The organism is Micromonospora andamanensis, from assembly GCF_016863495.1.
GTDB classification, from domain to species: Bacteria; Actinomycetota; Actinomycetes; order Mycobacteriales; family Micromonosporaceae; genus Micromonospora; species Micromonospora andamanensis.
Genome location: NZ_BOOZ01000062.1, coordinates 1 through 24,790 on the forward strand (window position 1 = coordinate 1; position 24,790 = coordinate 24,790).

The 24,790-nt window shown below is 70.9% G+C and carries 24 protein-coding genes; 16 read left to right on the forward strand and 8 right to left on the reverse strand.

Annotation, left to right across the window (positions count from 1 at the left end; all coding sequences use genetic code 11):
- Positions 1-129: 129 nt before the first annotated feature.
- A complete protein-coding gene (gene otsB, locus Van01_RS29910; protein WP_204014772.1) occupies positions 130-2,691 on the reverse strand; it encodes a trehalose-phosphatase in 2,562 nt (853 codons plus the stop codon).
- Between the two features lie 41 nt (positions 2,692-2,732).
- Positions 2,733-4,133, reverse strand: coding sequence for an alpha,alpha-trehalose-phosphate synthase (UDP-forming) (locus Van01_RS29915; RefSeq protein ID WP_099850301.1), 1,401 nt, complete (start codon positions 4,131-4,133; stop codon positions 2,733-2,735).
- A 343-nt stretch (positions 4,134-4,476) separates the two neighbouring features.
- Here Van01_RS29915 and ettA point away from each other — a divergent pair, with 343 nt between their 5' ends.
- The 4 genes from ettA to Van01_RS29935 all read left to right on the forward strand — a co-directional run bounded on the left by ettA (position 4,477) and on the right by Van01_RS29935 (position 8,006).
- A complete protein-coding gene (ettA, locus tag Van01_RS29920) occupies positions 4,477-6,153 on the forward strand; it encodes an energy-dependent translational throttle protein EttA (protein WP_204014708.1) in 1,677 nt (558 codons plus the stop codon).
- A 14-nt stretch (positions 6,154-6,167) separates the two neighbouring features.
- Entirely contained in the window at positions 6,168-6,614 is a 447-nt protein-coding gene (locus Van01_RS29925; RefSeq protein ID WP_204014711.1) for an acyl-CoA thioesterase, read from the forward strand.
- Positions 6,611-7,291 (forward strand): DUF8185 domain-containing protein, encoded by a 681-nt coding sequence (locus tag Van01_RS29930; protein ID WP_204014714.1) that lies wholly within the window; start codon positions 6,611-6,613, stop codon positions 7,289-7,291. Before Van01_RS29925 ends, Van01_RS29930 begins: the two co-directional genes overlap by 4 nt.
- Before the next feature lie 130 nt (positions 7,292-7,421).
- Entirely contained in the window at positions 7,422-8,006 is a 585-nt protein-coding gene (locus Van01_RS29935; protein WP_204014717.1) for a type III secretion system chaperone family protein, read from the forward strand.
- A 43-nt stretch (positions 8,007-8,049) separates the two neighbouring features.
- Here Van01_RS29935 and Van01_RS29940 read toward each other — a convergent pair whose 3' ends face one another.
- From Van01_RS29940 to Van01_RS29950, 3 genes are all read right to left on the reverse strand, one after another.
- Positions 8,050-8,478, reverse strand: a complete 429-nt coding sequence (locus Van01_RS29940; protein WP_204014720.1) for a globin — start codon at positions 8,476-8,478, stop codon at positions 8,050-8,052.
- Between the two features lie 62 nt (positions 8,479-8,540).
- Complete coding sequence (locus tag Van01_RS29945; RefSeq protein ID WP_204014723.1) at positions 8,541-9,920, reverse strand: MFS transporter; 1,380 nt, start codon at positions 9,918-9,920, stop codon at positions 8,541-8,543.
- Between the two features lie 221 nt (positions 9,921-10,141).
- Positions 10,142-11,194 (reverse strand): mechanosensitive ion channel family protein, encoded by a 1,053-nt coding sequence (locus Van01_RS29950; protein ID WP_239093742.1) that lies wholly within the window; start codon positions 11,192-11,194, stop codon positions 10,142-10,144.
- Between the two features lie 249 nt (positions 11,195-11,443).
- Here Van01_RS29950 and Van01_RS29955 point away from each other — a divergent pair, with 249 nt between their 5' ends.
- Complete coding sequence (locus Van01_RS29955) at positions 11,444-11,977, forward strand: HNH endonuclease (protein WP_099853138.1); 534 nt, start codon at positions 11,444-11,446, stop codon at positions 11,975-11,977.
- 191 nt (positions 11,978-12,168) lie between these two features.
- On the opposite strand, the gene Van01_RS29960 is transcribed toward Van01_RS29955, so the two are convergent.
- From Van01_RS29960 to Van01_RS29970, 3 genes are all read right to left on the reverse strand, one after another.
- Entirely contained in the window at positions 12,169-13,005 is an 837-nt protein-coding gene (locus Van01_RS29960) for a class F sortase (RefSeq protein WP_204014729.1), read from the reverse strand.
- Between the two features lie 12 nt (positions 13,006-13,017).
- The gene (locus Van01_RS29965) at positions 13,018-13,560 is read right to left on the reverse strand and encodes a hypothetical protein (protein ID WP_239099390.1); all 543 of its coding nucleotides are present in this window, start codon (positions 13,558-13,560) and stop codon (positions 13,018-13,020) included.
- 72 nt (positions 13,561-13,632) lie between these two features.
- Positions 13,633-14,082, reverse strand: a complete 450-nt coding sequence (locus Van01_RS29970) for an Lrp/AsnC family transcriptional regulator (protein ID WP_099850314.1) — start codon at positions 14,080-14,082, stop codon at positions 13,633-13,635.
- Positions 14,083-14,230: 148 nt separating this feature from the next.
- On the opposite strand from Van01_RS29970, the gene Van01_RS29975 reads away from it, so the two are divergent.
- Genes Van01_RS29975 through Van01_RS30025 form a run of 11 tightly spaced genes read left to right on the forward strand, consistent with a single transcriptional unit; the run spans position 14,231 to position 24,773 of the window.
- On the forward strand, positions 14,231-15,124 hold the full coding sequence (locus tag Van01_RS29975) for a tryptophan 2,3-dioxygenase (RefSeq protein ID WP_204014732.1): 894 nt from the start codon (positions 14,231-14,233) through the stop codon (positions 15,122-15,124).
- Positions 15,125-15,140: 16 nt separating this feature from the next.
- Complete coding sequence (gene kynU / locus Van01_RS29980) at positions 15,141-16,424, forward strand: kynureninase (RefSeq protein ID WP_204014735.1); 1,284 nt, start codon at positions 15,141-15,143, stop codon at positions 16,422-16,424.
- Positions 16,421-17,752, forward strand: coding sequence for an FAD-dependent oxidoreductase (locus Van01_RS29985; protein ID WP_204014738.1), 1,332 nt, complete (start codon positions 16,421-16,423; stop codon positions 17,750-17,752). Before kynU ends, Van01_RS29985 begins: the two co-directional genes overlap by 4 nt.
- A 20-nt stretch (positions 17,753-17,772) precedes the next feature.
- The gene (locus Van01_RS29990; RefSeq protein WP_204014777.1) at positions 17,773-19,254 is read left to right on the forward strand and encodes a 2-hydroxymuconic semialdehyde dehydrogenase; all 1,482 of its coding nucleotides are present in this window, start codon (positions 17,773-17,775) and stop codon (positions 19,252-19,254) included.
- Positions 19,251-20,048, forward strand: coding sequence for a 2-keto-4-pentenoate hydratase (locus tag Van01_RS29995; protein ID WP_204014741.1), 798 nt, complete (start codon positions 19,251-19,253; stop codon positions 20,046-20,048). Before Van01_RS29990 ends, Van01_RS29995 begins: the two co-directional genes overlap by 4 nt.
- A complete protein-coding gene (locus Van01_RS30000; protein ID WP_204014744.1) occupies positions 20,045-20,974 on the forward strand; it encodes an acetaldehyde dehydrogenase (acetylating) in 930 nt (309 codons plus the stop codon). Before Van01_RS29995 ends, Van01_RS30000 begins: the two co-directional genes overlap by 4 nt.
- On the forward strand, positions 20,971-22,026 hold the full coding sequence (gene dmpG / locus Van01_RS30005; protein WP_204014747.1) for a 4-hydroxy-2-oxovalerate aldolase: 1,056 nt from the start codon (positions 20,971-20,973) through the stop codon (positions 22,024-22,026). Before Van01_RS30000 ends, dmpG begins: the two co-directional genes overlap by 4 nt.
- Positions 22,023-22,796, forward strand: coding sequence for a 2-keto-4-pentenoate hydratase (locus Van01_RS30010; protein WP_204014749.1), 774 nt, complete (start codon positions 22,023-22,025; stop codon positions 22,794-22,796). The genes dmpG and Van01_RS30010 overlap by 4 nt, the downstream gene beginning before the upstream one ends.
- Positions 22,793-23,224 carry a RidA family protein gene (locus Van01_RS30015; protein ID WP_204014751.1) on the forward strand — a complete coding sequence of 144 codons (432 nt, stop codon included), beginning with the start codon at positions 22,793-22,795 and terminating at the stop codon, positions 23,222-23,224. The genes Van01_RS30010 and Van01_RS30015 overlap by 4 nt, the downstream gene beginning before the upstream one ends.
- Positions 23,221-23,745, forward strand: coding sequence for a 3-hydroxyanthranilate 3,4-dioxygenase (locus Van01_RS30020; RefSeq protein WP_204014753.1), 525 nt, complete (start codon positions 23,221-23,223; stop codon positions 23,743-23,745). The genes Van01_RS30015 and Van01_RS30020 overlap by 4 nt, the downstream gene beginning before the upstream one ends.
- Positions 23,745-24,773 carry an amidohydrolase family protein gene (locus Van01_RS30025; protein WP_204014754.1) on the forward strand — a complete coding sequence of 343 codons (1,029 nt, stop codon included), beginning with the start codon at positions 23,745-23,747 and terminating at the stop codon, positions 24,771-24,773. The genes Van01_RS30020 and Van01_RS30025 overlap by 1 nt, the downstream gene beginning before the upstream one ends.
- Positions 24,774-24,790: the final 17 nt, after the last annotated feature.

The following is a 24,790-nucleotide window of genomic DNA, read 5'->3' on the forward strand; positions in this document are numbered from 1 at the left end:
GAAGCCGGGCACGGCGGGCCACACCCCCAACAGCGCGCACGCGCAGCGCGACAGGCCACACCCCCCACAGCGCCCACAAACGTCAGCGGCCGGAGATACGTGATCTCCGGCCGCCGGGTCTGACGGTCGTTACTGCTTGAGCATGTTGTCCAGCAGCAGCGCGCAGCGGATCACCCCGAGGTGGCTGTACGCCTGCGGGTGGTTGCCCAGCCCGCGTTCGGCCAGCGGGTCGTACTGCTCGGGCAGCAACCCGGTCGGACCCGCTGTGTCGATCATCTGCGTGAACAGTTCCTCGGCATCGGTCCGCCGGCCGGTGCGCAGATACGCCTCGATCAGCCAGGACGTGCAGATGTGGAAGCCGCCCTCGCGCCCGGGCAGGCCGTCGTCCCAGTGGTAGCGGTAGACGACCGGGCCGCTGCGCAGGTCCGCCTCGATCTTCAACACGGTGGAGAGGAAGCGGGGGTCGTCACCGGCGAGTAGCCCGGAGATGCCGATCCACAGCGACGAGGCGTCCATGTCCTCGTCGCCGTACGCGACGCTGTACGCCTCGGCGTGCTCGTGCCAGCCGTACTCCAGCACGTTGGCACCGATGCGGTCGCGCAACTCGACCCACTCCGGCCGGTCCTCGCCGCCGTGCTGGCGCATCACGTGCAGCGCCCGGTCGACTGTCATCCAGCACATCACCTTGGAGAAGACGTGGTGCCGGGGAGGCAGGCGGGCTTCCCAAATGCCGTGATCCGGCTCGTGCCACCGGCGACGGACCGCCTCGACCATGTTCTCCAGCACCCGCCACTCCTCGGCGCGTACCGAGCCGCGTACGTCGGCGGTGGCGGCGATCAGGTCGGCGATCGGGCCGAAGACGTCGAGCTGGAGCTGGTGGTTGGCGAGGTTGCCGACGCGTACCGGGCGGGATCCCGCGTAGCCGGGCAGGGTGTCGATGACCGCTTCGGCACCCAGTTCGTAACCGTCGACGGTGTAGAGCGGGTGCAGCCGTTCGGGGTGCCCGCCGGTGCGTTCCACACACCCGTCCACCCAGCGCAGGAACGCCTCGGCCTCGGCGATCGAGCCCAGGTCGACAAGGGCACGGGCGGTCATCGCGGCATCGCGTAGCCAGCAGTAGCGGTAGTCCCAGTTGCGGACGCCGCCCAGCTCCTCCGGCAGCGAGGTGGTCGCCGCCGCCAGGATCGAGCCGGTGGCCTCGTGGCAGAGGCCGCGCAGCGTCAGTGCGCTGCGGGCGACCAGGTCCCGGGCGGTGGTCGGCAGCCGCAGCGAGGCCACCCAGTCCTTCCACGGGCGCTCTGCCGCGGCCTGCCGCTCGTGGATGGGCAACCTGTGGTGTTCCAGGCTGTGTGTGCCGAACCGCAGCTCCAGCACCACCTGGCCGCCGAGCGCGGCGAGGTCCACCACCGCCTTCGCGGTCTCGTACCCGCCGTCGTTGCCGACCTCCCACTGCACGCCGGGGGAGTAGAGCGCGACAGGTTCGTTGGAGCCGAGCACCAGCAGGCCGTCGCCGAGCGGCTGGAGCTGCACGGCCACCTGTGCGAATTCCGGCCGGGGCGCGAATTCGAGGCGAACCCGACCGGTGCCGGTCAGTACCCGGATCAGGGTCGAGTCGCCCGAGATGATCGCCGGGCCGTCCGGCGTGGCCCGGGGGTCCGGCTTGTCCAGCCAGTCGGTGACGGTGAGACCGGACCAGCGGGTCTCCACGGTCATGGTGCCCGACCGGTAGCGCTGGCCCAGCGGGATGCCGCCCCGTTCCGGTGCGACACTGAAGTGCCCGGCCGGGCTGCCGCCGACCAGGTCGGCGAAGATCGCCGCCGAGTCGGGCTTGGGGTTGCACAGCCAGCTCACCTTGGCGTCCGGCGTGAGCAGCGCGACAGTGCGGCCGTTGGCGAGCATCGAGTGCCGCTCGATCGGCACCGCCCGTTCGCCGAACAGCCAGTGCCGCCGGGTCTCCAGCAGCAGCCCGAGTGCGCGGGCGGCCTCGATCGGTTCGGCCACCCGGTGCCCGGCTCTGGTCTCGCCTGGGCCGATCTTGATGCCGACGTCCGGACCGTGCAGGTTGGCGAAGGCGTTCTCGTCGGTCACGTCGTCGCCGATGAAGAGCACGGCGCTGGCCGAGAGCTGGGTGCGCAGCTGGTCGACGGCGGTGCCCTTGTGGGTGGCCACGACGGAGAGCTCGATTACCTCTTTGCCCTGGGTGACTGTCACGTCCGGCCAGGTCGCGGGGCCACTGCGGACCGCGTCGATGGCGGCGGCGGCGACCTGGGGATCCACCCCCCGGGTGTGTACGGCGACACTTGCCGGCTTGCGTTCCAGGCGGACGCCGGGGTGGGCCGCGGCGATGTCCCGCAGGACGTCCCGCAGCCGGGTGCGTACCGCGATCAGCTCGGGGGAGAGCCGCTCAACGAAGCCGATGTCGAACTCGGAGCCGTGGCTGCCGACCAGGTGCACCTCGCTGGGCAGCCGGGACAGCGCGGCCAGGTCCCGCAGCGCGCGGCCGGAGACGACAGCCACTGTGGTCTGCGGCAGGGCCGCCAGGGCCCGGACCGCCGCCACCGACTCCGGCAGCGGTACGGCCTTGCTCGGGTCCTCCACGATCGGTGCGAGCGTGCCGTCGTAGTCGCAGGCGACCAGGAGCTGGGGAACCCGGGCGATCCGCCCGATGGCGGCGCGCAGGTCCGGATCCATCGGGCCCGCGACGGGCGTGGCGTTCTCGGTGGACGCTGCGTTCACGCCGCCTCCATGTCGGGCACACCCAGTTCGGTGAGGAAGGACTTCGCCCAGTGCCCCACGTCGTGGGTGCGCAGATGGCGTTGCATTGTCCGCATACGGCGACGAGCCTCCGGCTTCTCCACATGCACGGCCCGTAGCAGAGCGTCCTTGACCGCGTCGGGGTCGTGCGGGTTGCACAGGAACGCCTGACGCAGCTCGGTGGCCGCGCCGGCGAACTCACTGAGTACGAGTGCGCCCCCGTGGTCCGCCCGCGATGCGACGTACTCCTTGGCCACCAGGTTCATTCCGTCACGCAGCGGAGTAACCATCATCACGTCGGCGGCGGCGTACATCGCAGCCAGTTCGGTCCGACTGTACGACTGATGCAGATAATGCACCGCCGGCACGCCAACCCGGCCGAATTCGCCATTAATCCGACCAACCTCGCGCTCGACCTTGACGCGAAGTGCCTGGTAGTGCTCCACGCGCTCGCGGCTCGGCGTCGCGACCTGCACCATAACCGCGTCGGGCACTGTCAACTTTCCGTCAGCGAGCAACTCGCGGAAGGCCTTGAGGCGCAGTTCGATGCCCTTGGTGTAGTCGAGGCGGTCGACGCCGAGGATGATCGTCCGGGGATTGCCCAGCTCCTCGCGGATCTCCTTGGCCCGGGCCTGGATCGCCGGGTCGGCGGCCAACCGCTCCATCTCCTGCGTGTCGATCGAGATGGGGAAGGCGCCGGCCTTGACCTGGCGGCCGTCCACCTGGATCATCTGGCCCTCGTACCGCAGCCCGAGCAGATGCCGGGCCAGCCGGACGAAGTTCTGCGCGGCGAGCCGTTGCTGGAAGCCGACCAGGTCGGCGCCGAGCAGGCCGCGCAGGATCTCGGTGCGGAACGGCATCTGCATGAACAGCTCGATCGGCGGGAACGGAATGTGCAGGAAGAAGCCGATCCGCAGGTCGGGGCGCAGCTCCCGGAGCATCGCCGGCACCAGCTGGAGCTGGTAGTCCTGGACCCAGACCGTGGCCCCCTCCGCGGCGACCTCCGCTGCGGCCTCCGCGAACCGGGCGTTGACCAGGCGGTACGCCTCACGCCAACGGCGCTTGTAGGCGGGTGTCTCGACGGCGTCGTGGTACAGCGGCCAGATCGTCGCGTTGGACTGACCCTCGTAGTAGCGCTCCAGTTCCTCGGCGCTCAGGGGGACCGGATGCAGCCGGATGCCCTCCAGGTCGAACGGCTCGGGGGCCGCGCCGGTGCCGCCTGCCCAGCCGACCCACGTGCCCTGGTGCTCGGCGAGGACGGGGTGCAGCGCGGTGACCAGCCCGCCGGGGCTGCGTCGCCACTGCCGTCCCTCGGGTGTGCTCACCTCGTCGACCGGCAGTCGGTTCGCCACTACGACAAAGGAGCTACGGACGGTCACGATCGGCCACCTCCGGGTGCTGACGGGTCCACCGCGATGAGCGTACTGAGCGTAGCTGCGGCGTCTGTTCCCCTGTGCCGGACTCACCTACCCGTCCCGAACTCGGCGAACCCTGGACGTGATCATGTTGACAGGCGAGCCGTCCCGGCCGGCCTCCGGGGCGGTGCCGCCGCTGTCGCCGTACCCCTGCTGGCGGGGCGATGTGGGCGCGGCGCGGCGTACCTGTCAGGATTGACAACGGCGTGCGCGCGGCCGGCTCCCGGCCGACGGCGGCGGATGGCGGCCCTGGCCCGCGCCCGTATCACGCGAATCGGCGATCGAAAGCGACGGAGGAGCCCGCACCGTGGCCCAGTTCATCTACGTCCTGGACAAGGCGCGCAAGGCGCACGGCGACAAGGTCGTGCTCGACAACGTGACGCTCAACTTCCTGCCCGGTGCCAAGATCGGTGTGGTTGGCCCGAACGGCGCCGGTAAGTCCAGCCTTCTCAAGATCATGGCTGGCTGGGACCAGCCGAGCAACGGCGAGGCGCGCCTGATGCCCGGCTTCACCGTGGGGATGCTCGCCCAGGAGCCGCCGCTCAACGACGCCAAGACCGTGCTGGGCAATGTCGAGGAAGCGGTCGCGGAGACAAAGGTCAAGCTGGAGCGGTTCAACAAGATCGCCGAGCAGATGGCCACTGACTACTCCGACGAGCTGATGGAGGAGATGGGCCGACTCCAGGAGGAGCTGGACCACGCCGACGCGTGGGACATCGACTCCAAGCTCGAACTCGCCATGGACGCGCTGCGCTGCCCGCCGCCCGAGGCCGACGTCACCCAGCTCTCCGGTGGTGAGCGCCGCCGGGTCGCGCTGTGCAAGCTGCTGCTGGAGGCCCCCGACCTGCTGCTGCTCGACGAGCCCACGAACCACCTGGACGCGGAGAGCGTGCAGTGGCTGGAGCAGCACCTGGCCAAGTACGCCGGCACCGTCGTCGCCATCACCCACGACCGGTACTTCCTGGACAACGTGGCCAACTGGATCCTGGAGCTGGACCGCGGCCGGGCCTACCCGTACGAGGGCAACTACTCCACCTACCTGGAGAAGAAGGCCGCCCGACTGGCCGTCGAGGGTCGCCGCGACGCCAAGATGAAGAAGCGCCTGGCCGACGAACTGGACTGGGTGCGCTCCAACGCCAAGGCTCGGCAGACCAAGTCCAAGGCCCGGCTCGACAGGTACGACGAGATGGCCGCCGAGGCGGAGAAGACCCGCAAGCTGGACTTCGAGGAGATCCAGATCCCGCCGGGCCCGCGTCTGGGCAACACCGTCATCGAGGCGAACAGCCTGAGCAAGGGCTTCGGTGACCGGTTGCTTATCGACAACCTCTCCTTCTCGCTGCCGCGCAACGGCATCGTCGGCATCATCGGCCCGAACGGCGTCGGCAAGACCACCCTGTTCAAGACCATCGTGGGGCTGGAGGAGCCGACCGGCGGCCGGGTCCGGGTCGGCGACACGGTGTCGCTGTCCTACGTCGACCAGAACCGGCAGGGCCTCGACGGGGACAAGACCGTCTGGGAGGTCGTCTCCGACGGGCTGGACCACCTCATGGTGGGCAAGGTCGAGATGCCCTCGCGGGCGTACATCGCGGCCTTCGGCTTCAAGGGCCCCGACCAGCAGAAGCCGACGAAGGTGCTCTCCGGCGGCGAGCGCAACCGGCTCAACCTGGCGCTGACGCTGAAGATCGGCGGCAACGTCATCCTGCTCGACGAGCCCACCAACGACCTGGACGTGGAGACCCTGTCCAGCCTGGAGAACGCGTTGCTGGAGTTCCCCGGCTGCGCCGTGGTGATCTCCCACGACCGGATGTTCCTGGACCGGGTCGCCACGCACATCCTGGCCTGGGAGGGCGACGACGAGGACCCGGCGAAGTGGTTCTGGTTCGAGGGTAACTTCGAGGCGTACGAGAAGAACAAGGTCGACCGGCTCGGTGCGGAGGCGGCCCGTCCGCACCGGGTGACGTACCGCAAGCTGACCCGCGACTGACCGGGCGGTCCGTCGTGGCTGACCGCTTCGTCTACCACTGCACCCTGCGCTGGTCCGACCTGGACGCGTACGGCCACGTCAACAACGCCCGCTTCCTCACCCTCTACGAGGAGGCCCGGGTGGCGTTGATGTTCGTCGGCGCCCGGGCCAACGGGGTGGACTCGTTCGCCGAGGGTGTGGTGATCCGCCGGCACGAGGTCGACTACCTACGGCCTGTGGACTACGCACTCGACCAGGGCAGCGCCGACTCGGCGCCCACCGTGCGGATCGAGCTGTGGGTGGAGCAGTTGCGCGCCGCGTCCTTCACCGTCGGTTACGAGATGTACGACGGTGAGCTGCTCATCAGTCGGGCACGTTCGGTGCTTGTGCCGTTCGATCTGGCGCAGCAGGTGCCACGGCGGCTCAGCGAGCCGGAGCGGACGTTCCTGCTCGGCTACGCCCGGCAGGACGGTGCGCCATGAGCGTCGGGCACGGCATCGTCGACGTAGCCGACGCGGGGGCCTTCCTGGCTCGGCTCGTCCGGTTGGAGCGCGCCGCCCTGGTCCGGCTCCGGCCGGCCGCTGCGGGCGCGCGTATCGCCCTCTGGGCGCGGCTGCCGTGGGGTGTGCTGGCCGTGCGGACGGTGGCCGGCGCGGGCGCCGGTGACGTCACGGTCGCCGCCGGGCAGTTGCTCGCCGCGTTCGCGGACGGTCGTGCGGACCTGCCGTCCCGCCGCGACGCCCAGTGGCGGTGGGCCCTGCCGCCGGACAGCAGCCGTCGGGTGGAGACGCTGCCGGCCGGGGAACTGCGTCGGCTGGCCGAGGCGGCGGCCGGGACCCTGCGCGAGGCCGCCCGACACGGGGTCGGCGGTCGGGCGGTGGGGCAGCGGATGCTGCGCGACGCCCTGCTTGACCACGTGGCGGTGGTGGTCACCCCCGACGACGAGCCTGACCGTCCGGTGGAGGTGACCCAGCGGATGGTGCAGGGTCTGGTTCGCATGGGTTTCCTCGGTCCCTCCGGGGATTCGTCGGATGGTGACGGCGTGCAGGTACGTGCGGCTGGCCGATGGGTCGGGCTGGTGGGACCGTACGGAGCCGTCTGGTCGCAGAAGGCCACGGATCTTGTCGTACGGCCATCGGTGGCTCATGCGAAAGGATGACCGCTAGTCATCCTTCCGGTTTGGTGCTGGCGTTGGGGGGGTGCTTCGTTCCGGCTGTCCGGGTACCGTCCATCCTCGGATCCACCCACTGTAGGCGACCGGATCCGCTGGGGAGTGAGGTGCGCGAGCGATGCCGTGGTGGTCATGGCGTCCAGGTCCCGCCAGTGGCGGTGACCCGGAAACTCGAAGCAGGATCATGGTGGAAGGTACCGTCCGGGTCGGCCCGCCGGCGCCCCGCCAACCGGGAGACGACTGCCCGGCTGCGGAGCGTCAGTTGATCGCCGACATGCCAGCCACCGTCGAACAGGTCACGCTGCGTCGGATCTGCGACGCGCTCGACCTGCTCGACGTGCGTTACCTGGCCGACGGAGACGGCAACCTGCTGGCCATGTGGGAGCGGCACGCGGTGCTTGTCACCCTGGAGGGGCCGGAGGACGAGATCCTCGTGCTGCGGGCCCGGCCACACGCGACGGTGCCGCCGGACTGGGCCGACCGTGCCTACCGGGTGGTCAACGAGTGGAACCACACCCGACGCTTCTGCAAGGCGTACGTGGGTGACGCCACCGAGCGCGGTCAGTTGCCGATCTACGCCGAGTTGCAGGTTCCGCTCGCGGCCGGTGCCCACGACGCGCTCCTGGTCGAGTTGCTCGACTGCGGTGCCGCCGTGGCCACCAGCTTCGTTGACTGGCTGCACGACGAGGGCGCCCTGCTCTGACGGTGGACACCTCAGCCCCGCCGGGCGGCGGGGGCGGTGGACGTCAGCCGTGTGCCGTCGGGTCCGCCATGTCGTTCACCATGAAGTACGCCGCCCGTTCGAGGTAGTTCCACAGCTCCGTGGCGAGGGCCGGGGGCAGGTCGAGGCTGTCCACCGCGCGGCGCATGTGCCGCAGCCAGGCGTCGCGTTCGGCCGCGCCGATCCGGAACGGGGCGTGGCGCATCCGCAGTCGGGGATGGCCGCGCTGCGCCGAGTAGGTGTTCGGGCCACCCCAGTACTGCATGAGGAAGAGGCGCATCCGGTCGGCGGCCGGAGCCAGATCCTCCTCCGGGTACATCGGGCGCAGCAGTGGATCGGCGGCGATGCCGGCGTAGAACTCCTCGACCAGTTTGCGGAACGTGGGCTCTCCGCCGACGGCGTCGAAGAACGTGACCGCCTCGCCGTGGCCTTCGGACTCACCTGCGGGATTCACAGTTCCATCCTGCCAGGCCCGCACCGGCGCCGGCCCGGCCGGCACCGCGTGACGAGGGTGGCTCAGGTCACGGCGTGCCGGGGCCGCCCGGGGCCCACGTGCCCGGGACCCGGGTCGTCGGAGGAGGCGCCCGCAGCGGGCCCGCCGCGGGCGGCGGGCCCGTCAGCAGCGCCGGAAGCGGCCCGCGCGGCGTCGATAGAGGCGGTCACGGTCTGCTGGTCGGGCCAGCGCAGCGCGACGAGCGACATCAGCACCACCCCGGCGGCGCTCCACACACCCACCACTACCGGAATCGGGAAACGCTCGGCGAGCAGCCCGGTCACCAGCACTGCCGCACCCTGGATGACCTGGACGCCTGTCGCCATCACGCCGAACGCCCGGGCCCGGAAGCCGTCCGGCAGGGCCTGGACGAAGAGCCCGTTGGCCATCGGGAGCAACCCGGCGACCGCGAAGCCGCAGACGGCGGCGAGCAGCGCCACCACCACCGGCGGCGGGTCCAGCAGCGCGGGTACCAGGGCGAGCGGGGCGGCCACGGCCAACGGCCGGAGCAGGAGCAGCCGACGGGCCGGCGCGACCGTACGGCCGATGATGAGCCCGCCGAGGATGAAGCCGGCCGGGGTGGCCGCCATGATCACCGCCTGCGCCAGCCCCGGGTCCATGCTCTCGCCGGCATGTTCGTTGGCCCAGGCGGCGGCCAGCCCTTCGGGCACGCTGGAGAAGAGCATGGCGCTGAAGACCAGGACGGCGATCGCCCGCAGCACCGGTGTCCGGAAGACCATCTGGAAGCCCGCGGCGGTCTCCCGGAGCAGGTGACTGCGGTGGGCGCTGGTCATCGCCGGTGGCCGGTCGAGCACCCCGAGTCGGACGATGGCGGCCGACAGCGCGAAGGCGGCAGCGTTCATCAGCAGCGCGGCCGTGGGATTCACCGTCGCGACGGCGGCGCCGAGCAGGTACCCGACCACCTGGGCGGCCTGCCCCACGCTGGCGTTCACGGACAACCCGACGACGAGCCGGTCCCCGGGCAGGATCAGCGGCAGCAGCGCCGACCGGGCGGCCTGACTCGGCGGGTTGGCCAGCGTGGTGGCGAACAGCAGCGCCAGGATCACCGGCACCGGCATCCCGGGGATGGCGACGAGCAGCATCATCGCCATCCGGATGAGGTCGCAGACGACCATGACCTGCCGGAACCGGTGCCGCTCGGCGATCGTCGCCAGCAGTGGACCGCCGACCAGCCAGGGCAGATAACTGACCGCGAAGGCGGCGGCCGACAGCGCGACCGACTCGGTCTCCCGGTAGACCAGGAGGGTGACCGCCGCCTTGGCGACATAGTCACCGACCCAGGTCAGCGTGCTGGCCGCGAAGACGGCGCGATACTCACGCTGGGCGAAAACCTCCCGGAAGGTGGCCGGCCCTTCCGGAGAAGGTCGCTCGTCGGACACCATCGCCTCCATCGTCCCGGCGTCTGGCCACTCGTGATGGCGGCCGGGACCATCGTCAGGTCTGCGGATCAGCGAGGACGTGACACCGCTCGGTAAGCGCGTGCACCGGATTCTGCCCGATCGTCTGACAACTGGCTAGGGCGAACGGTTGGTCGGTCGCATCTCCGACTGAACGAACGGACGATACCCGAGGGGCCGCTCAGCCGCGACCCCCGCCGGTTAGCTCAGGTGGCGCCGCCCTGACCGGTCTCGGAATCCGATCGAGTAGGTACGCCTGGGTAGATGCGGCCCGCCGCGATCCGCGCGGTGATACCCGAGTTCTCCAGCGCCTCGGCCAGCCGGCGACGCAGCTCCCGACCCACGCTGAACTGCCCGTCGGCGGTGGTCTTCACGACGGTCCGGATCACCGTGCCCTCCACCGTGACCTGCTCGACGCCGAGCACCTCCGGCGGTTCGACGATCGACTGGGCCAGCTCCGGGTCCACCGCGACGGAGGCGGCGGCGGTACGCAGCACGGCCGTCGCCTCCTCGGTGCCGGCGAAACCGATAGGCAGGTCGACCACCACCAACGCCCAGCCCTGGCTCTTGTTACCCACCCGGATGATCTCGCCGTTGCGGATGTACCAGAGCACGCCCCGCCCGTCGCGGACTGTGGTGACGCGTAGTCCGACCGCCTCGACCATGCCTGTGGCCTCGCCGAGATCGACGTTGTCGCCCACCCCGTACTGATCCTCGATCAGCATGAACAACCCCGCGATCAGGTCCTTGACCAGGCTCTGCGCGCCGAAACCGAGGGCCACGCCGGCGATGCCCGCGCTGGCCAGCAGCGGTGCCAGGTCGAAGCTGAACTCCTTGAGCACCATCAGCAGGGCGATGCCGAAGATGAACGCGGTGCTCAGGCTCCGGAGCACCGAGCCGATCGCCTCGGCGCGCTGGCGGCGGCGCTCCGGGACGAACTCGCCGGGCTCGGTCGCGGCGCTCGGAATGCGCTCGCGCAGCGGGCGGAGCATTGTCGGCACTCCGGCGTCGCTGGTCGTGCGTACGAGCCGGCGGATCGTGCGGTGCACGAGCCATCGGGCGGCCAACGCCAGCAGCAGGATCAGGATGATCCGCAGTGGTTTGACGAGGATCCAGAAGCTGCCCTCGGCGAACCACACCGAGTCCGTCCAGTTGAAGACGATCTTGCACAGCGCCTCGTCCAGGCACTCCGGGCTCGGCGTGTCGACAGGTTCCGGGCTGGACGGGGCGGGGGTGGGGCTGAGGCTGCTGACGGTCACAGTGTTTTCGTACCGCAACCGACCGGCAGGCCCGCCGCCGACCCACCGACAGGTGACACCCGGCCCGTCGCGCGGTCGGCAGAAAGCGCCGGGGGTACCCAGGATTAGTACGTGCATTCGCGGGTCCGATCAGGGACGATTGGCGCAGCGGACGTCGGTGATCCGGCCGGCGTCGACGTGGTGTGGGGCTGTGCCCGACGCCGGTCGGCGGTGGCGAGTGGTAAGCCGCTTGACCGGGAGGGTGACGCGATGCCTGACATACGACCCACGGTGGGCTCCGGCGCGCTGGTCCTCAACGCCACCTACGAGCCGCTGTGTGTCGTGTCGGTACGTCGAGCCGCGATTCTCGTGCTCTCCGCCAAAGCGGTGTGTGTCGCCGACGGCGACGGCATCCTGCACAGCGCCCGTAGCGCGCTGCCGGTGCCCTCGGTCGTCCGGCTCACCCGTTTCGTCCGGGTGCCGTACCGGACCCACGTGGGCCTGTCCCGCCGCGCCATCTTCGCCCGGGACGGCTGGCGTTGCGCCTACTGCCGGGGTCCGGCGGAGACCATCGACCACGTCTTCCCCCGCAGCCGGGGCGGCCGGCACGCCTGGGAGAACGTGGTCGCCGCCTGCGCCAGATGCAATCACACGAAGGGCGACAAGACCCCCGCCGAACTCGGCTGGCGGCTGCACTCGTTGCCCACCGCCCCCAAGGGGATCGCCTGGCGGGTGCTCGGCCACCGCGCCCCCGATCCGCGCTGGGCCGACTGGCTCGACCTCCGCGAACCCGAAGCCGCCTGACAGTCAACGGCGCGTTGTCCGCCCAGCCCAACCCCCTCAAGATCCCCACCTGCGCTCGCGGACGACACCCCGCGCCACTCAAGCGGGGAGGGCGCCGAACAGGTTTTCGGGGGAGCCCGACCCGCGCAGGGATCAAGCCTGACCGCCCGGAGCGGGTCGGGCTCCCCCGAAAACCCCCCACACCAGCCACGTCACCGAGCCTCGACAAGCGAAGCGAAGACCACCACGTTGTCCGCGTACCCCGTCTCCCCACCGACCCAGCGCCCACCGCAGGTGATCAGTCGTAGCTGTGGCCGGCTGAAGTCACCGAAGACGTCGTCGGTCGGCAGCCGCTCCTTGTCGTACCGGCCGACCCGGTCCACCTCGAAGACCGCCACCGAGCCGTCCGAGCGGGCGACCTCAACCCGGTCACCGGCCTCCAACTGGGACAGCTCATGGAAGACGGCCGGTCCGGTGGTGGTGTCGACGTGACCCACGATGACTGCCGGTCCGTACTGGCCGGGGGTCGGTCCCTGGTCGTACCAGCCGGCCTCCTGAGCGCGTTCGGCGGGCGGTGCGGCGATGCTGCCGTCCGGCGCGATGCCCACGTTGTGCACCGGAGCCGCCAGGTCGATCTCGCTGATCTCGATACCGACCGGCTCGCTCGCCGCCAGCAGCGGGAACTTCTTGGGCGGCTGCGCGAGCCCGGCGATGAAGCGGTCCGGTAGCAGGCTCAACCCGGTCACCCGCTCGACGCCGAGCATCGCGATGATCAGGAACATCAGCGAGCCGACCACCAGCACCGGTAGCCCGGGACCGGCACGGCCGAGCCGTCCGGACCCCGCCGCCCAGGCCGGCCGGCGTCTGGGCGGTAGCGGTGCCGCCGTGGGATCGGGCGTGGTGACGCTGGCCGTACCGACCTGCGCGGCGACCCGGGCCAGCCGGCCGGCCGCCACGACCAGTCCCCGCCAGGCGCGCTGACTCCGACGGGTGCTGGTCCGGCGTGGGCCGGGGCCCGGTTCCGGAGTGGGTACGCGGAAGCCGGCCATGGCGACTGTGGGTCAGGAACCGACCCGGCGTCGGCTGCTCAGCAGCCCGAAGACCACCGCCGCGGCCACCGTGGCGACGCCGCCCAGCAGCAGCATCGAGCCGGTGCCCCGGTCGGCTGTACCCCCGGCACCGGTGGCCGGGCCCTTGGTGGGCTGGTCCATGTTCAGCACGGTGAGCGTGGTGCTGTCCGTCCGGTCGTTGTCACAGCGCAGGTGCACCGGATAGTCGCCGGCGGCCTTGTCACCGGGCACGGTGACCGAACCGGTGAGGAAGCCGTTGTCCGGCCGGAGGAAGACCCGGTTGAACGCGTCCGAGGTCACTTCGGCCTGACGGTCGTTTGCGTTGTCGCAGCTGGCCCGGATGCTCACCCGGGAGCCGGCCTGGACGCTGTTCGGGGTCACCTCGACGAATGTGTCCTGACCCGCTCTGGCGGGTGCGGGCAGGGCCAGCAACCCGGCCAGCGCGAACGCCGCGATCAGGACGAACGCTCCGAACGGTCGGGCGATGGTCGACAGGGCGCGGTGGACGCCTCCGTACTGTCGCAGACCTCGCATGATCCTCCCTCCCGGCACCGGCGCACCGGTCCTGCTGGGGCGACCCGCGGTGCTTTCCCTCTGCTCCGGTGGCTAACCGCCGGGGCCGGGCAGCGGGGCGACGGCCTGCCAGCCGAGCGGGGTGGAGAGCACCATCGTGCTCGACGGCTGGCCATAGGGGGCGAGTCGGTCGATGACCGCCTCGAAGTCACCTATCGAGCCGGCCGCGACCTTGAGCACGCTGCACGCGTCGCCGGTGATCCGGTGGATCTCCAGAATCTCCGGCCACCGGGCGACCTCGGGGTCGTGCAGGATGCAGCGGGCGCCATAACAGGACATCCGGATCAGCGCGACCACCGTGCGGCCGGCCCGGGCCAGGTCCACGTGGGCGTGGTAGCCGCTTATCACACCGGTCTCCTCCAGCCGCCGCACCCGCTCGGCGACCGCGGGTGGGGACAGGTGCACCCGCCGGGACAACTCGCTGAACGACAACCGCGCGTCGGCCTGCAACTCGCGGAGCAGGGCCCAGTCCATCTCGTCCATGCTCGCGACCTTACGTCCGACAGGTCGATCCGGGCGAGCGGCTTCCGTTCCGCAGGTCGATCGCGAAAAGAGCCGTTGAAGAGGCATTCCATCCGGCCAACCACACGGGAGATCATGACGGGACGGGCGACCCGGAAGGAGCGGACGCATGGAGCAGACGGATCTGCGCCCCCGGACGGAGGTGCGTCCGGTCACCGCGCGGCAGCGGGTGGCCCGCGCCGCGCGTAACGGTGGCGAGCCCACCCTGGACTTCGCCGAGCGGGTGCCGTACGACGCGTACGTGCAGGCCAGCACCCTGCATCGGCTCCAGCAGCCGTTGAGTGGCGACCCGGGTGAGATGTCCTTCCTCATGGTCAGCCAGATCATGGAGTTGTACTTCGGCCTGACCTGCCACGAGTTGCGGGAGACGTCCCGGTTGCTGCGCGCCGACCGGGTGTGGGAGGCGCTGGCCCCACTGCGTCGGTCCGCGCTGCACCTGGAGGGACTCAACGCCGCCTGGCGGGGCCTGCGCTGGATGACCCCTGCCGACTTCAACCGCTTCCGCAACCTGCTCGGCGAGGGGTCGGGCTTCCAGTCGGCGATGTACCGCCACCTGGAGTTCCTGCTCGGGCTCCGTGACCCGGCACTGATCCGGCCGTTCCGCCGGCAGACCGAGGTGTACGCCGAACTCACCGACGCCCTGGCCACGCCGAGCGTCTGGGACGAGGTGGTCGCCCTGCTCGCCCGGCACGGTCACGACCTGCCGACGGACCTGTTGGCGCGGGACGTGGCCACCGAGCACGAGTCGCACCCCGCCGTCGAGGCGGCCTGGGTGGAGATCTACGCCGACGCCGGCCCGGACAATCACCTGCGGTTGCTCGGCGAGGCGCTGACCGAGGTGGCCGAGCAGTTCGGCGACTGGCGGCACCACCACATCAAGGCGGTGCAGCGCACCATGGGTGCCAAGGTCGGCAGCGGCGGCTCCGCCGGGTTGGCGTGGTTGCAGCGCAGCATGGCCCGGGTGGTCTTTCCGGAGTTGTGGTCGGCCCGGACAGCGATGTGAGGCGGTGGTGACGACGATGAGCAGTGACACCGAGGCCGAAGCGCTCCGCCTCGACGCGGCCGAGCCGGGGCACCGGCACCTGTTCCACGTGCCGCCGGCCGAGGGTGGTCGCTATCCGGAGGTCGCGTACCTGGCGGGCAACTCGCTCGGCCTGCAACCGAGGGCCACCCGTGCCGAACTCCTGGCCGATCTCGACGCCTGGAGCCGGCTCGGCGTCGAGGGGCATCTGGAGGCCGACCGGCCGTGGCTGCCGTACCACGAGTTGCTGACGGCGCCGGCCGCGCGACTGGTCGGCGCCCTGCCCACGGAGACCGTGGTGATGAACTCGCTGACTGTCAACCTGCACCTGCTGATGGTCAGCTTCTACCGGCCGGTGGGTGAGCGGACCCGGATCGTCATCGAGGACACCGCCTTCCCGTCGGACAGCTACGCGGTGCGCAGCCAGGCACGGTTCCACGGCCTGGACCCGGACACCACTGTCGTCCGGCTCGCGCCCCGCCCCGGTGAGGACACCCTGCGGACCGAGGACGTCACCGGTTACCTGGCGGCCGAGGGGCACACGGTGGCGCTGGTGCTGCTCGGTGGGGTCAACTACCTCACCGGCGAGCTGCTGGACATTCCGGCGATCACCGCGGCCGGCCGGGCCGCCGGGGCTGTCGTCGGATGGGACCTGGCGCACGCGGCGGGCAACGTGCCGCTGTCGCTGCACGACTGGGACGTCGACTTCGCCGCCTGGTGCTCGTACAAGTACCTGAACTCCGGCCCCGGCGCGTTGGCCGGCGTATTCGTGCACGAACGGCACCACGGCGACCGGACGCTGCCCCGCTTCGAGGGGTGGTGGAGCACTGCGGCGGCCACCCGGTTCGAGATGGCCCCGGTCAGCCGGCCACCGACCACCGTCGAGGCGTGGCAAGTCTCCAATCCGCCGATCTTCGCGATGGGGCCGGTCCGCACGTCGCTGGAACTGTTCGACTCGGTAGGCATGCCGACGCTGCGGGAGCGCAGCCTCCGGCTCACCGGTTACCTGGAGCGGCTGTTGGACGAGGTCACCGCCGGTCGGCCGATGACCGTGATCACCCCGCGTGAGCCGCGTCGACGCGGCTGCCAACTGTCGGTACGCATCGGCGAGGGCAGCGCCAACGAGCTGACCAGGCGACTGCGCCACGAGCACGGGGTGGTCGCCGACGCCCGGGAACCGGATGTGGTCAGGTTCGCCCCGGTGCCGCTGTACTCGACGTACCACGACTGCTGGCGGGTCGCCGACGCGCTGGCCGCGACGGTATCGGAGGTGGCCCGGTGACCCGCGAACGCGACGAGATCGCGGTGGTGGGTGCCGGGCTGGCCGGCTGTCTGCTGGCCTGTTTCCTGGCGCGCCGGGGCCATCAGGTGGCGCTCTACGAGCGCCGCCCGGACCCGCGCAGCGGCACGCCCGAGCGGGGTCGCTCGATCAACCTGGCCCTCTCCGAGCGGGGGCTCGACGCACTGCGTCGCATCGGGCTGGCCGAGCAGGTGATGGCGGACGCGTTACCGATGCGGGGCCGGATGGTCCATCCGGTGCACGGTGCGCCGGGACTGCAGTCGTACAGCGCCTCCGGCGATCGGGCGATCAACTCGATAAGCCGGGGCGCGTTGAACAACGCCCTGCTGGAGGCCGCCGCCAAGCTGCCAGGGGTGCGGATCGCCTTCGAGCACCGGCTGGTCGGGCTCGACCCGGCGACCGGGACGATGACCTTCGAGACACCGGGGGGCGCGGTGACCGAGGGCGCGCGGGTGGTGCTCGGCACCGACGGTGCCGGTTCCGCCGTACGCGGGCAGTTGCTCGCCCACGACCTGGTCACCGAGAGCGTCGACTTCCTCGACTACGGCTACAAGGAACTCACCATCCCGCCGTTGGGCGGCGACTTCGCCCTGGACCCGGGGGCGCTGCACATCTGGCCGCGCGGCACCTCGATGATGATCGCGCTGCCCAACCCGGACCGCTCTTTCACCTGCACGCTGTTCTGGCCCACCCACGGCACCGCGAGCTTCGCCTCGCTGGGCAGCGCGGCGGCGATCGAGCGGCACTTCGCGCAGCACTATCCGGACCTGCCGCCGATCGCCCCGAACCTGGTCGACGACTACCAGCACAACCCGGTTGGCGTCCTCGGCACGGTGCGCTGCGACCCGTGGCAGGTGGACGGGCGGGTCGCCCTGCTCGGCGACGCGGCGCACGCCATCGTGCCGTTCTACGGTCAGGGCGCGAACTGCGCCTTCGAGGACGTGGTGGAGCTGGACCGCTGCCTCGACGAGTGCGCCGGGGACTGGTCGGCGGCGCTGCCGCTGTTCCAGCACCGTCGGCAGGACAACGCCGACGCGATCGCCCGGATGGCGCTCACCAACTTCGTGGAGATGCGCGACAAGGTGGCCTCGCCGGTCTACCGGACCCGCAAGCGCGTCGAGCACGCGTTGGAGCGGGCGCTGCCCGGCCGGTACGTCTCCCAGTACGAGCTGGTGTCCTTCTCCACCGTCCCGTACGCGCAGGTGCGACGTCGGGTCCGCCGGCAGTACCAGGTGGTCGGTCTGGCGGCGGCCGGTCTGGCGGCGCTGGCCGGCGCGGCGGTGGCGTTCGGCCTCAGGAGGCTGCGATGACGCTCTGGGATCCCCGGCTGATGGCCGGGCGGGCACCTGACGGTCCCGGTCTGCTGCGCAACTTCGTCGGCGGCGAGTTCGTCGACGCCGGAACCCGGTTCACCAAGCGCAGCCCGGTGACCGGCGAGCCGGTGTTCGAGGTGGTCGAGGCCGGTCAGGCCACCGTGGACGATGCGGTGGCGGCGGCCCGGACGGCGTTGCGGGGGCCGTGGGGTCGGGCGGGGGAGCGGGAACGCGCCGAGGTGCTGCGCCGGATCGCCGACGAGTTGGAGCGCCGTTTCGACGACCTGGTGGCCGCCGAGGTCGCCGACACCGGCAAGTCCATCTCCCAGGCCCGCACCCTGGACATCCCGCGCGGTGCGGCGAACTTCCGGGCCTTCGCGGAGATCGTGGCGACCACGCCTACCGAGTCGTTCACCACTGTCACGCCGGCCGGTGGTCGGGCGCTCAACTACGCGGTACGCAAGCCGGTGGGCGTGGTCGCGGTGATCGTGCCGTGGAACCTGCCGCTGCTGCTGCTCACCTGGAAGGTCGCCCCCGCTCTGGCCTGCGGCAACGCGGTGGTGGTCAAGCCGAGCGAGGAGACGCCGGCCTCGGCCACCCTGCTCGCCGAGGTGATGGCGGCGGCCGGGGTGCCCGACGGCGTGTTCAACCTGGTGCACGGCTTCGGGCCCGGCTCGGCCGGCGAGTTCCTCACCCGCCATCCGGACGTCGACGCGATCACCTTCACCGGTGAGTCGTCCACCGGCGGCGCCATCATGCGGGCCGCCGCCGACGGGGTGAAGGCAGTCAGCTTCGAGTTGGGTGGCAAGAACGCCGGGTTGGTCTTCGCCGACGCGGATCTGGATGCGGCGGTGGCCGGCTCGGTGCGGTCGAGTTTCACAAACGGCGGGCAGGTGTGCCTCTGCACCGAACGGATCTACGTGCAGCGGCAGGTGTTCGAGGAGTTCACCGCGCGGCTGGCCGAGCGTGCTGGCGAGTTGGCGTACGGCTGGCCGGCCGACGAGGCGACGGTGAACATGCCGCTGATCTCGCACGGCCACCGGGACAAGGTGCTCGGGCACTACGACCTGGCGCGGACCGAGGGGGCGCGGGTGCTCGCGGGCGGTGGCGTGCCGCGGTTCGGCGACGCCCGTGACGGTGGCGCGTACGTGCAACCGACGGTGCTGACCGGGCTCGGCCCGGAGGCGCGGACCAACCGCGAGGAGATCTTCGGTCCGGTGGTGCACGTGGCACCGTTCGACGACGAGGATGAGGCGTACGCCCTGGCCAACGGCACCGAATACGGCCTGGCGGCGACGGTCTGGACCCGTGACGTGGGTCGGGCGCACCGGGCCGGTGCCCGGCTGGACGCCGGCATCGTCTGGGTGAACACCTGGTTCCTGCGCGACCTGCGGACCCCGTTCGGCGGGGTGAAGGCCTCCGGGATCGGTCGGGAGGGTGGCGTGCACTCGCTGAACTTCTATTCCGAACTGACGAACGTCTGCGTGGACCTGTCATGATCGATGTTGAGTCGGCGGCCCGGGAACTGGCCGAGGCACGTGACACCGGCAAGCCCTGCCCGCCGCTGCGCGGGCGACTTCTTCCGGAGGGCGACGTCGGTGCCGCCTACCGGGTGCAGCAGCGTCAGGTGGGGGAGTGGCTGGCGTCGGGGCAGCGCCGGGTGGGCGCGAAGATCGGGCTGACCTCCCGGGCGGTCCAGGAGAACCTCGGGGTGTACGAGCCGGACTTCGGGATGCTCACCGACGCGATGGCGGTGCCCGACGGCGCCGAGGTGTCGATCGACAGCCTGCTGCAACCCCGGGTGGAGGCGGAGGTCGCCTTCGTGCTCGGTGCCGATCTGCCCGACGAGCGGATCACCAGCGCCGACCTGCTGCGTGCCGTCGACCATCTGCTGCCGGCCATCGAGATCGTTGACTCGCGGGTGGCCGGCTGGGACATCTCCATCGTGGACACCGTGGCGGACAACGCCTCCAGCGGCCTGTTCGTGCTCGGCACCACGCCCCGCCGGCCCGCCGACGTGGATCTGCGGCTGTGCGGGATGGTCCTCGAACACGCAGGCGAGCCGGTGTCGGTCGGAGCCGGAGCGGCCTGCCTGGGCAATCCGTTGCACGCGCTGGCCTGGCTGGCCGGCACGATGGCCCGCGCCGGTGACCCGCTGCGCGCCGGGGACGTGGTGCTCTCCGGCGCCCTCGGCCCGATGGTGTCGGTGACCCCGGGCGCGGCCTACGAGGCCCGGATCTCCGGCCTCGGCTCGGTACGGACCTGCTTCTCCTCCAGGGAGGTTGACGGATGACGGGCGTGGCGGTGATCGGTTCGGGCAACATCGGCACCGACCTGATGATCAAGGTACTGCGGTTGTCGGATTCGCTGCGGATGGTGGCGATGGCCGGCATCGACCCGGCCTCGGACGGCCTGGCGCGGGCCCGACGACTCGGCGTGGCCACCACCGCCGACGGTGTGGCGGGCCTGATCGCGATGCCCGAGTTCGCCGACGTGGAACTGGTCTTCGACGCCACCTCGGCGGGCGCGCACCGGCACAACGACGCGATGCTGCGCGCGCACGGGCGGACCGTGATCGACCTGACTCCGGCGGCGATCGGCCCGTACGTAGTACCGCCGGTCAACCTGGAGGAGCACCTGGGCGAGACCAACCTCAACATGGTCACCTGTGGTGGGCAGGCGACGGTGCCGATCGTCGCAGCGGTGCGGCGGGTGACACCTGTCGCGTACGGGGAGATCGTCGCGTCGATCGCCTCACGGTCGGCCGGCCCGGGCACCCGGGCCAACATCGACGAGTTCACCGAGACCACCGCCCGGGCCATCGAGGTGGTCGGTGGGGCCGACCGGGGCAAGGCGATCATCGTGCTCAATCCGGCCGACCCGCCGCTGCTGATGCGCGACACCGTCTACTGTCTCTGCCCGGACCCCGACGCCGACCGCGACGCCATCGCCGCCTCGGTCGGCGAGATGGTGGCCACCGTGCAGGAGTACGTGCCCGGCTACCGGCTCAAGCAGGACGTGCAGTTCGACAGCGTCGACACCTACGTGCCGTCGCTGGGACGGCAGCTCACCGGGTTGCAGGTCTCGGTCTTCCTGGAGGTCTCCGGTGCCGGGCACTACCTGCCCGCGTACGCCGGGAACCTGGACATCATGACCTCGGCCGCGCTGCGTACCGCGCAGCGGCTGGTCGCCCTGCGGGCGGAGGTGCTGGCCAAGTGACAGAGTTGTACATCCAGGACGTGACGTTGCGCGACGGCATGCACGCCATCGCCCACCGCTACACCGTCGACCAGGTCCGCACGATTGCCGCCGCCCTCGACGCCGCCGGGGTCGCCGCGATCGAGGTCGCTCACGGTGACGGTCTGGCCGGGTCGAGCGTCAACTACGGTCACGGCGCGGCCAGCGACGCCGACTGGATCGCGGCGGCGGCCGGGGTGATGACGAGGGCGAAGCTGACCACTCTGCTGCTGCCCGGCATCGGCACCATCGCCGACCTGAAGGCCGCCCGGGCGCTCGGGGTGACGAGCGTCCGGATCGCCACCCACTGCACCGAGGCCGACATCTCCGCCCAGCACATCTCCTGGGCCCGGGAGAACGGCATGGACGTGGCCGGCTTCCTGATGATGTCCCACATGAACGACCCCACCGGGCTGGCCGCCCAGGCCAAGCTGATGGAGTCCTACGGGGCGCACTGCGTCTACGTCACCGACTCCGGTGGGCGGCTGCTGATGTCCGACGTGGCGCAGCGCGTCGACGCGTACCGGCAGGTCCTCGAACCGACCACGCAGATCGGCATCCACGCCCACCACAACCTCTCCCTCGGAGTGGCCAACAGTGTGATCGCCGTCGAACACGGCCGGATCGCCGGCGACGGCCCGGCCGGGTCGCCGGCCGGCCGGACGGTCCGGGTGGACGCCTCCCTCGCCGGCATGGGCGCCGGCGCCGGCAACGCGCCCCTGGAGGTCTTCGTCGCGGTCGCCGAACTGCACGGCTGGCAGCACGGCTGCGACGTCTTCGCGCTCATGGACGCCGCCGACGACATCGTCCGCCCGTTGCAGGACCGGCCCGTCCAGGTCGACCGGGAAACCCTCTCCCTGGGGTACGCGGGGGTCTACTCCAGCTTCCTGCGGCACGCCGAACGGGCCTCGGCGCGCTACGGCGTGGACGTCCGGTCGATCCTCGTGGAGTTGGGTCGACGCCGGATGGTCGGCGGGCAGGAAGACATGATCGTCGACGTGGCGCTGGACCTGGCCAGCAAGGAGAACTCATGATCGGGCCGGACATCGCCGGGATCGCCGAGACGCTCGGCACGGCCGCCGACACGGCCACCGCGGTCGGGCAGCTCGCCGCCGAGACCGGGCTGGACGTCGACGCCGCGTACGCGGTGCAGACCGCCCTGGTGCAGCGCCGGCTGGACCGGGGGGAGCGGCTCGTCGGGTTGAAGATGGGGCTGACCAGCAAGGCGAAGATGGCCCAGGTCGGGGTGGACGAGGTGATCTGGGGTCGGCTCACCGACACGATGCGGATCCCCGACGGCGGCACGATCGACGTGGCCGACTTCATCCATCCCCGGGTCGAGCCGGAGGTGGCGTTCCTGCTGGACCGGCTGCCCGAGCCCGGTGAGCCGGTCGGCGACTTCACCGACGCGGTCCGGGCGGTCGCCCCGGCGATCGAGCTGATCGACTCCCGGTACGCGAACTTCACCTTCTCCCTGCCCGACGTCATCGCCGACAACACCTCGGCCGGTGCGTTCGTGATCGGGCCGTGGTCGCCGGTGCCGGACGGGCTGGACAACCTGGGCGTGTTGCTGGAGATCGACGGGCGGGTGGCGCAGGTCGGCTCGACGGCGGCCATCCTCGGCGACCCGCGCCGGGCGCTCGACGAGGGCATCCGACTGGCGGGGCGGCACGGGGTGCGGCTGCGCTCGGGCTGGGTCTTCCTGGCGGGCGCGGCGACTGCCGCGGTGCCGTTGCGTGCGGGTGCTCATGTCCGGGCGGTGGTCGAGCGACTCGGTACGGCTTCGTTGCGGAGTTCCTCGTGAGTGGTGACGGGGCTCGGGTTGTTGCCGGGAAGGCGGTGCCTCGGGGGGCCTTTCCGCATGTGAAGGTGGCGGGTGGGTTCGTCTTCGTCTCGGGGACGTCGTCGCGGCGGCCGGACAACACGTTCGCGGGTGTGTCGGTCGACGAGTTCGGCACGACCGACCTGGACATCCGGGCGCAGACCCGGGCCGTGATCCGGAACATCGCGGATCTGCTCCGGTCGGTCGGCGCGGAGCTGACCGACCTGGTCCAGGTCACCAGCTATCTGGTCAACATGAATGACTTCGGTGGGTACAACGAGGTGTGGGCGGAGTTCTTCGACGCGACCGGACCGACCCGGACGACTGTCGCCGTGCACCAGTTGCCGCATCCGCACCTGCTTATCGAGATGCAGGCCGTCGCCCTGCTCCCAGAAGGAGGCCAGCCATGAGTGAGATCGCCGAGCCGTTCAGCTTTCCCGGGTGGATCGCGGAGAACCAGCACCTGCTGAAGCCGCCGGTGGGCAACAAGGAGATGCTGCCCGGCTCCGAGGACTTCATCGTCATGGTGGTCGGTGGGCCGAACCAGCGCACCGACTTTCACGTCGACCCGTACGAGGAGTTCTTCTACCAGGTCAAGGGCAACATGCACATCAACCTGATGCTCCCCGAGGGGCCGCGTACGGTGCACGTGCGCGAGGGCCAGATGTGGATGCTGCCACGGAACACGCCGCACTCCCCGCAGCGGCCGGAGGCCGGCTCGATCGGGATGGTGATCGAGCGGGTACGTGAGGAGGGGACGCTGGAGAAGTTCCAGTGGTACTGCGCCGAGTGCTCGCACAAGGTGCACGAGGTCGAGTTGCAGGTGCGGGACATCGCCGCCGACCTGCCACCGGTGTTCGCGGCGTTCTACGCCGACGAGTCGGCGCGTACCTGCGACAACTGCGGCGCCCTGCACCCGGGCAAGGGCTGATGACGGCTCCGGTGCCGGCTGTGTCTCCGGTGGTGGACGTGCACACGCACGTCGTACCGAAGGGATGGCCGGACCTGGCCGCGACGTGCGGCGGGTCCGGCTGGCCCTGGCTCCGGATCGACTCGGAACGCGCTGCCATGATCATGATCGGGGAGAAGCCGTTCCGCCCGGTCGGCGCGGAATGCTGGGACGCCGACACCCGGCTGGCCGACATGACGGCCGACGGGGTCGACGTGCAGGTGGTCTCGCCCACGCCTGTTTTCTTCTGCTACGACCGCCCGGCCGACCAGGCGGTGAAGGTGGCCCGGATCTTCAACGACCTGACCCTGGAGGTCACCGCCGCCGGCGGCGACCGGCTGCTGCCGTTCTGTCAGGTGCCGTTGCAGGACCCGGACGCGGCCTGCGCCGAGGTGGACCGCTGCCTCGCGGCCGGCCACGTCGGCGTGGAGATCGGCAATCACGTCGGTGACCGGGACCTGGACGACGCCGGCATCGTGACCTTCCTGACCCACTGCGCCGAGGTCGGTGCGCCGGTCTTCGTCCACCCCTGGGACATGGCCGGCAGCCCTCGCCTGGACCGCTGGATGGCCCGGTGGCTCACCGGCATGCCCGCCGAGACTCACCTGTCGGTGCTGGCGATGATCCTCGGCGGAGTGTTCGACCGGGTACCTGAGACGTTGCGGATCTGCTTCGCCCACGGCGGCGGCAGCTTCCCGTTCTGGTTGGGGCGCGCCGACAATGCCTGGCACCGCCGAGGCGACCTGGTACGCGGGGCCTCCGCCGCCCCGCCCAGCTCCTACGTCGACAGGTTCTACGTCGACTCGGTGGTCTTCTCGGCCCCGGCGCTGCGGCTGCTTGTGGACACCATGGGCGACGATCGGGTGCTCCTGGGCAGCGACTACCCGTACCCCCTGGGTGAACGCCCGGCCGGCGCGGTGGTCCGCCAGGCCGACTTTCTCACCGACGCGCAGCGCGCCGACCTGCTCTCCACAAACGCCCTCCGCTTTCTAGGTCGTGGCGGTATATAAAGCGAGACCTGCAACTC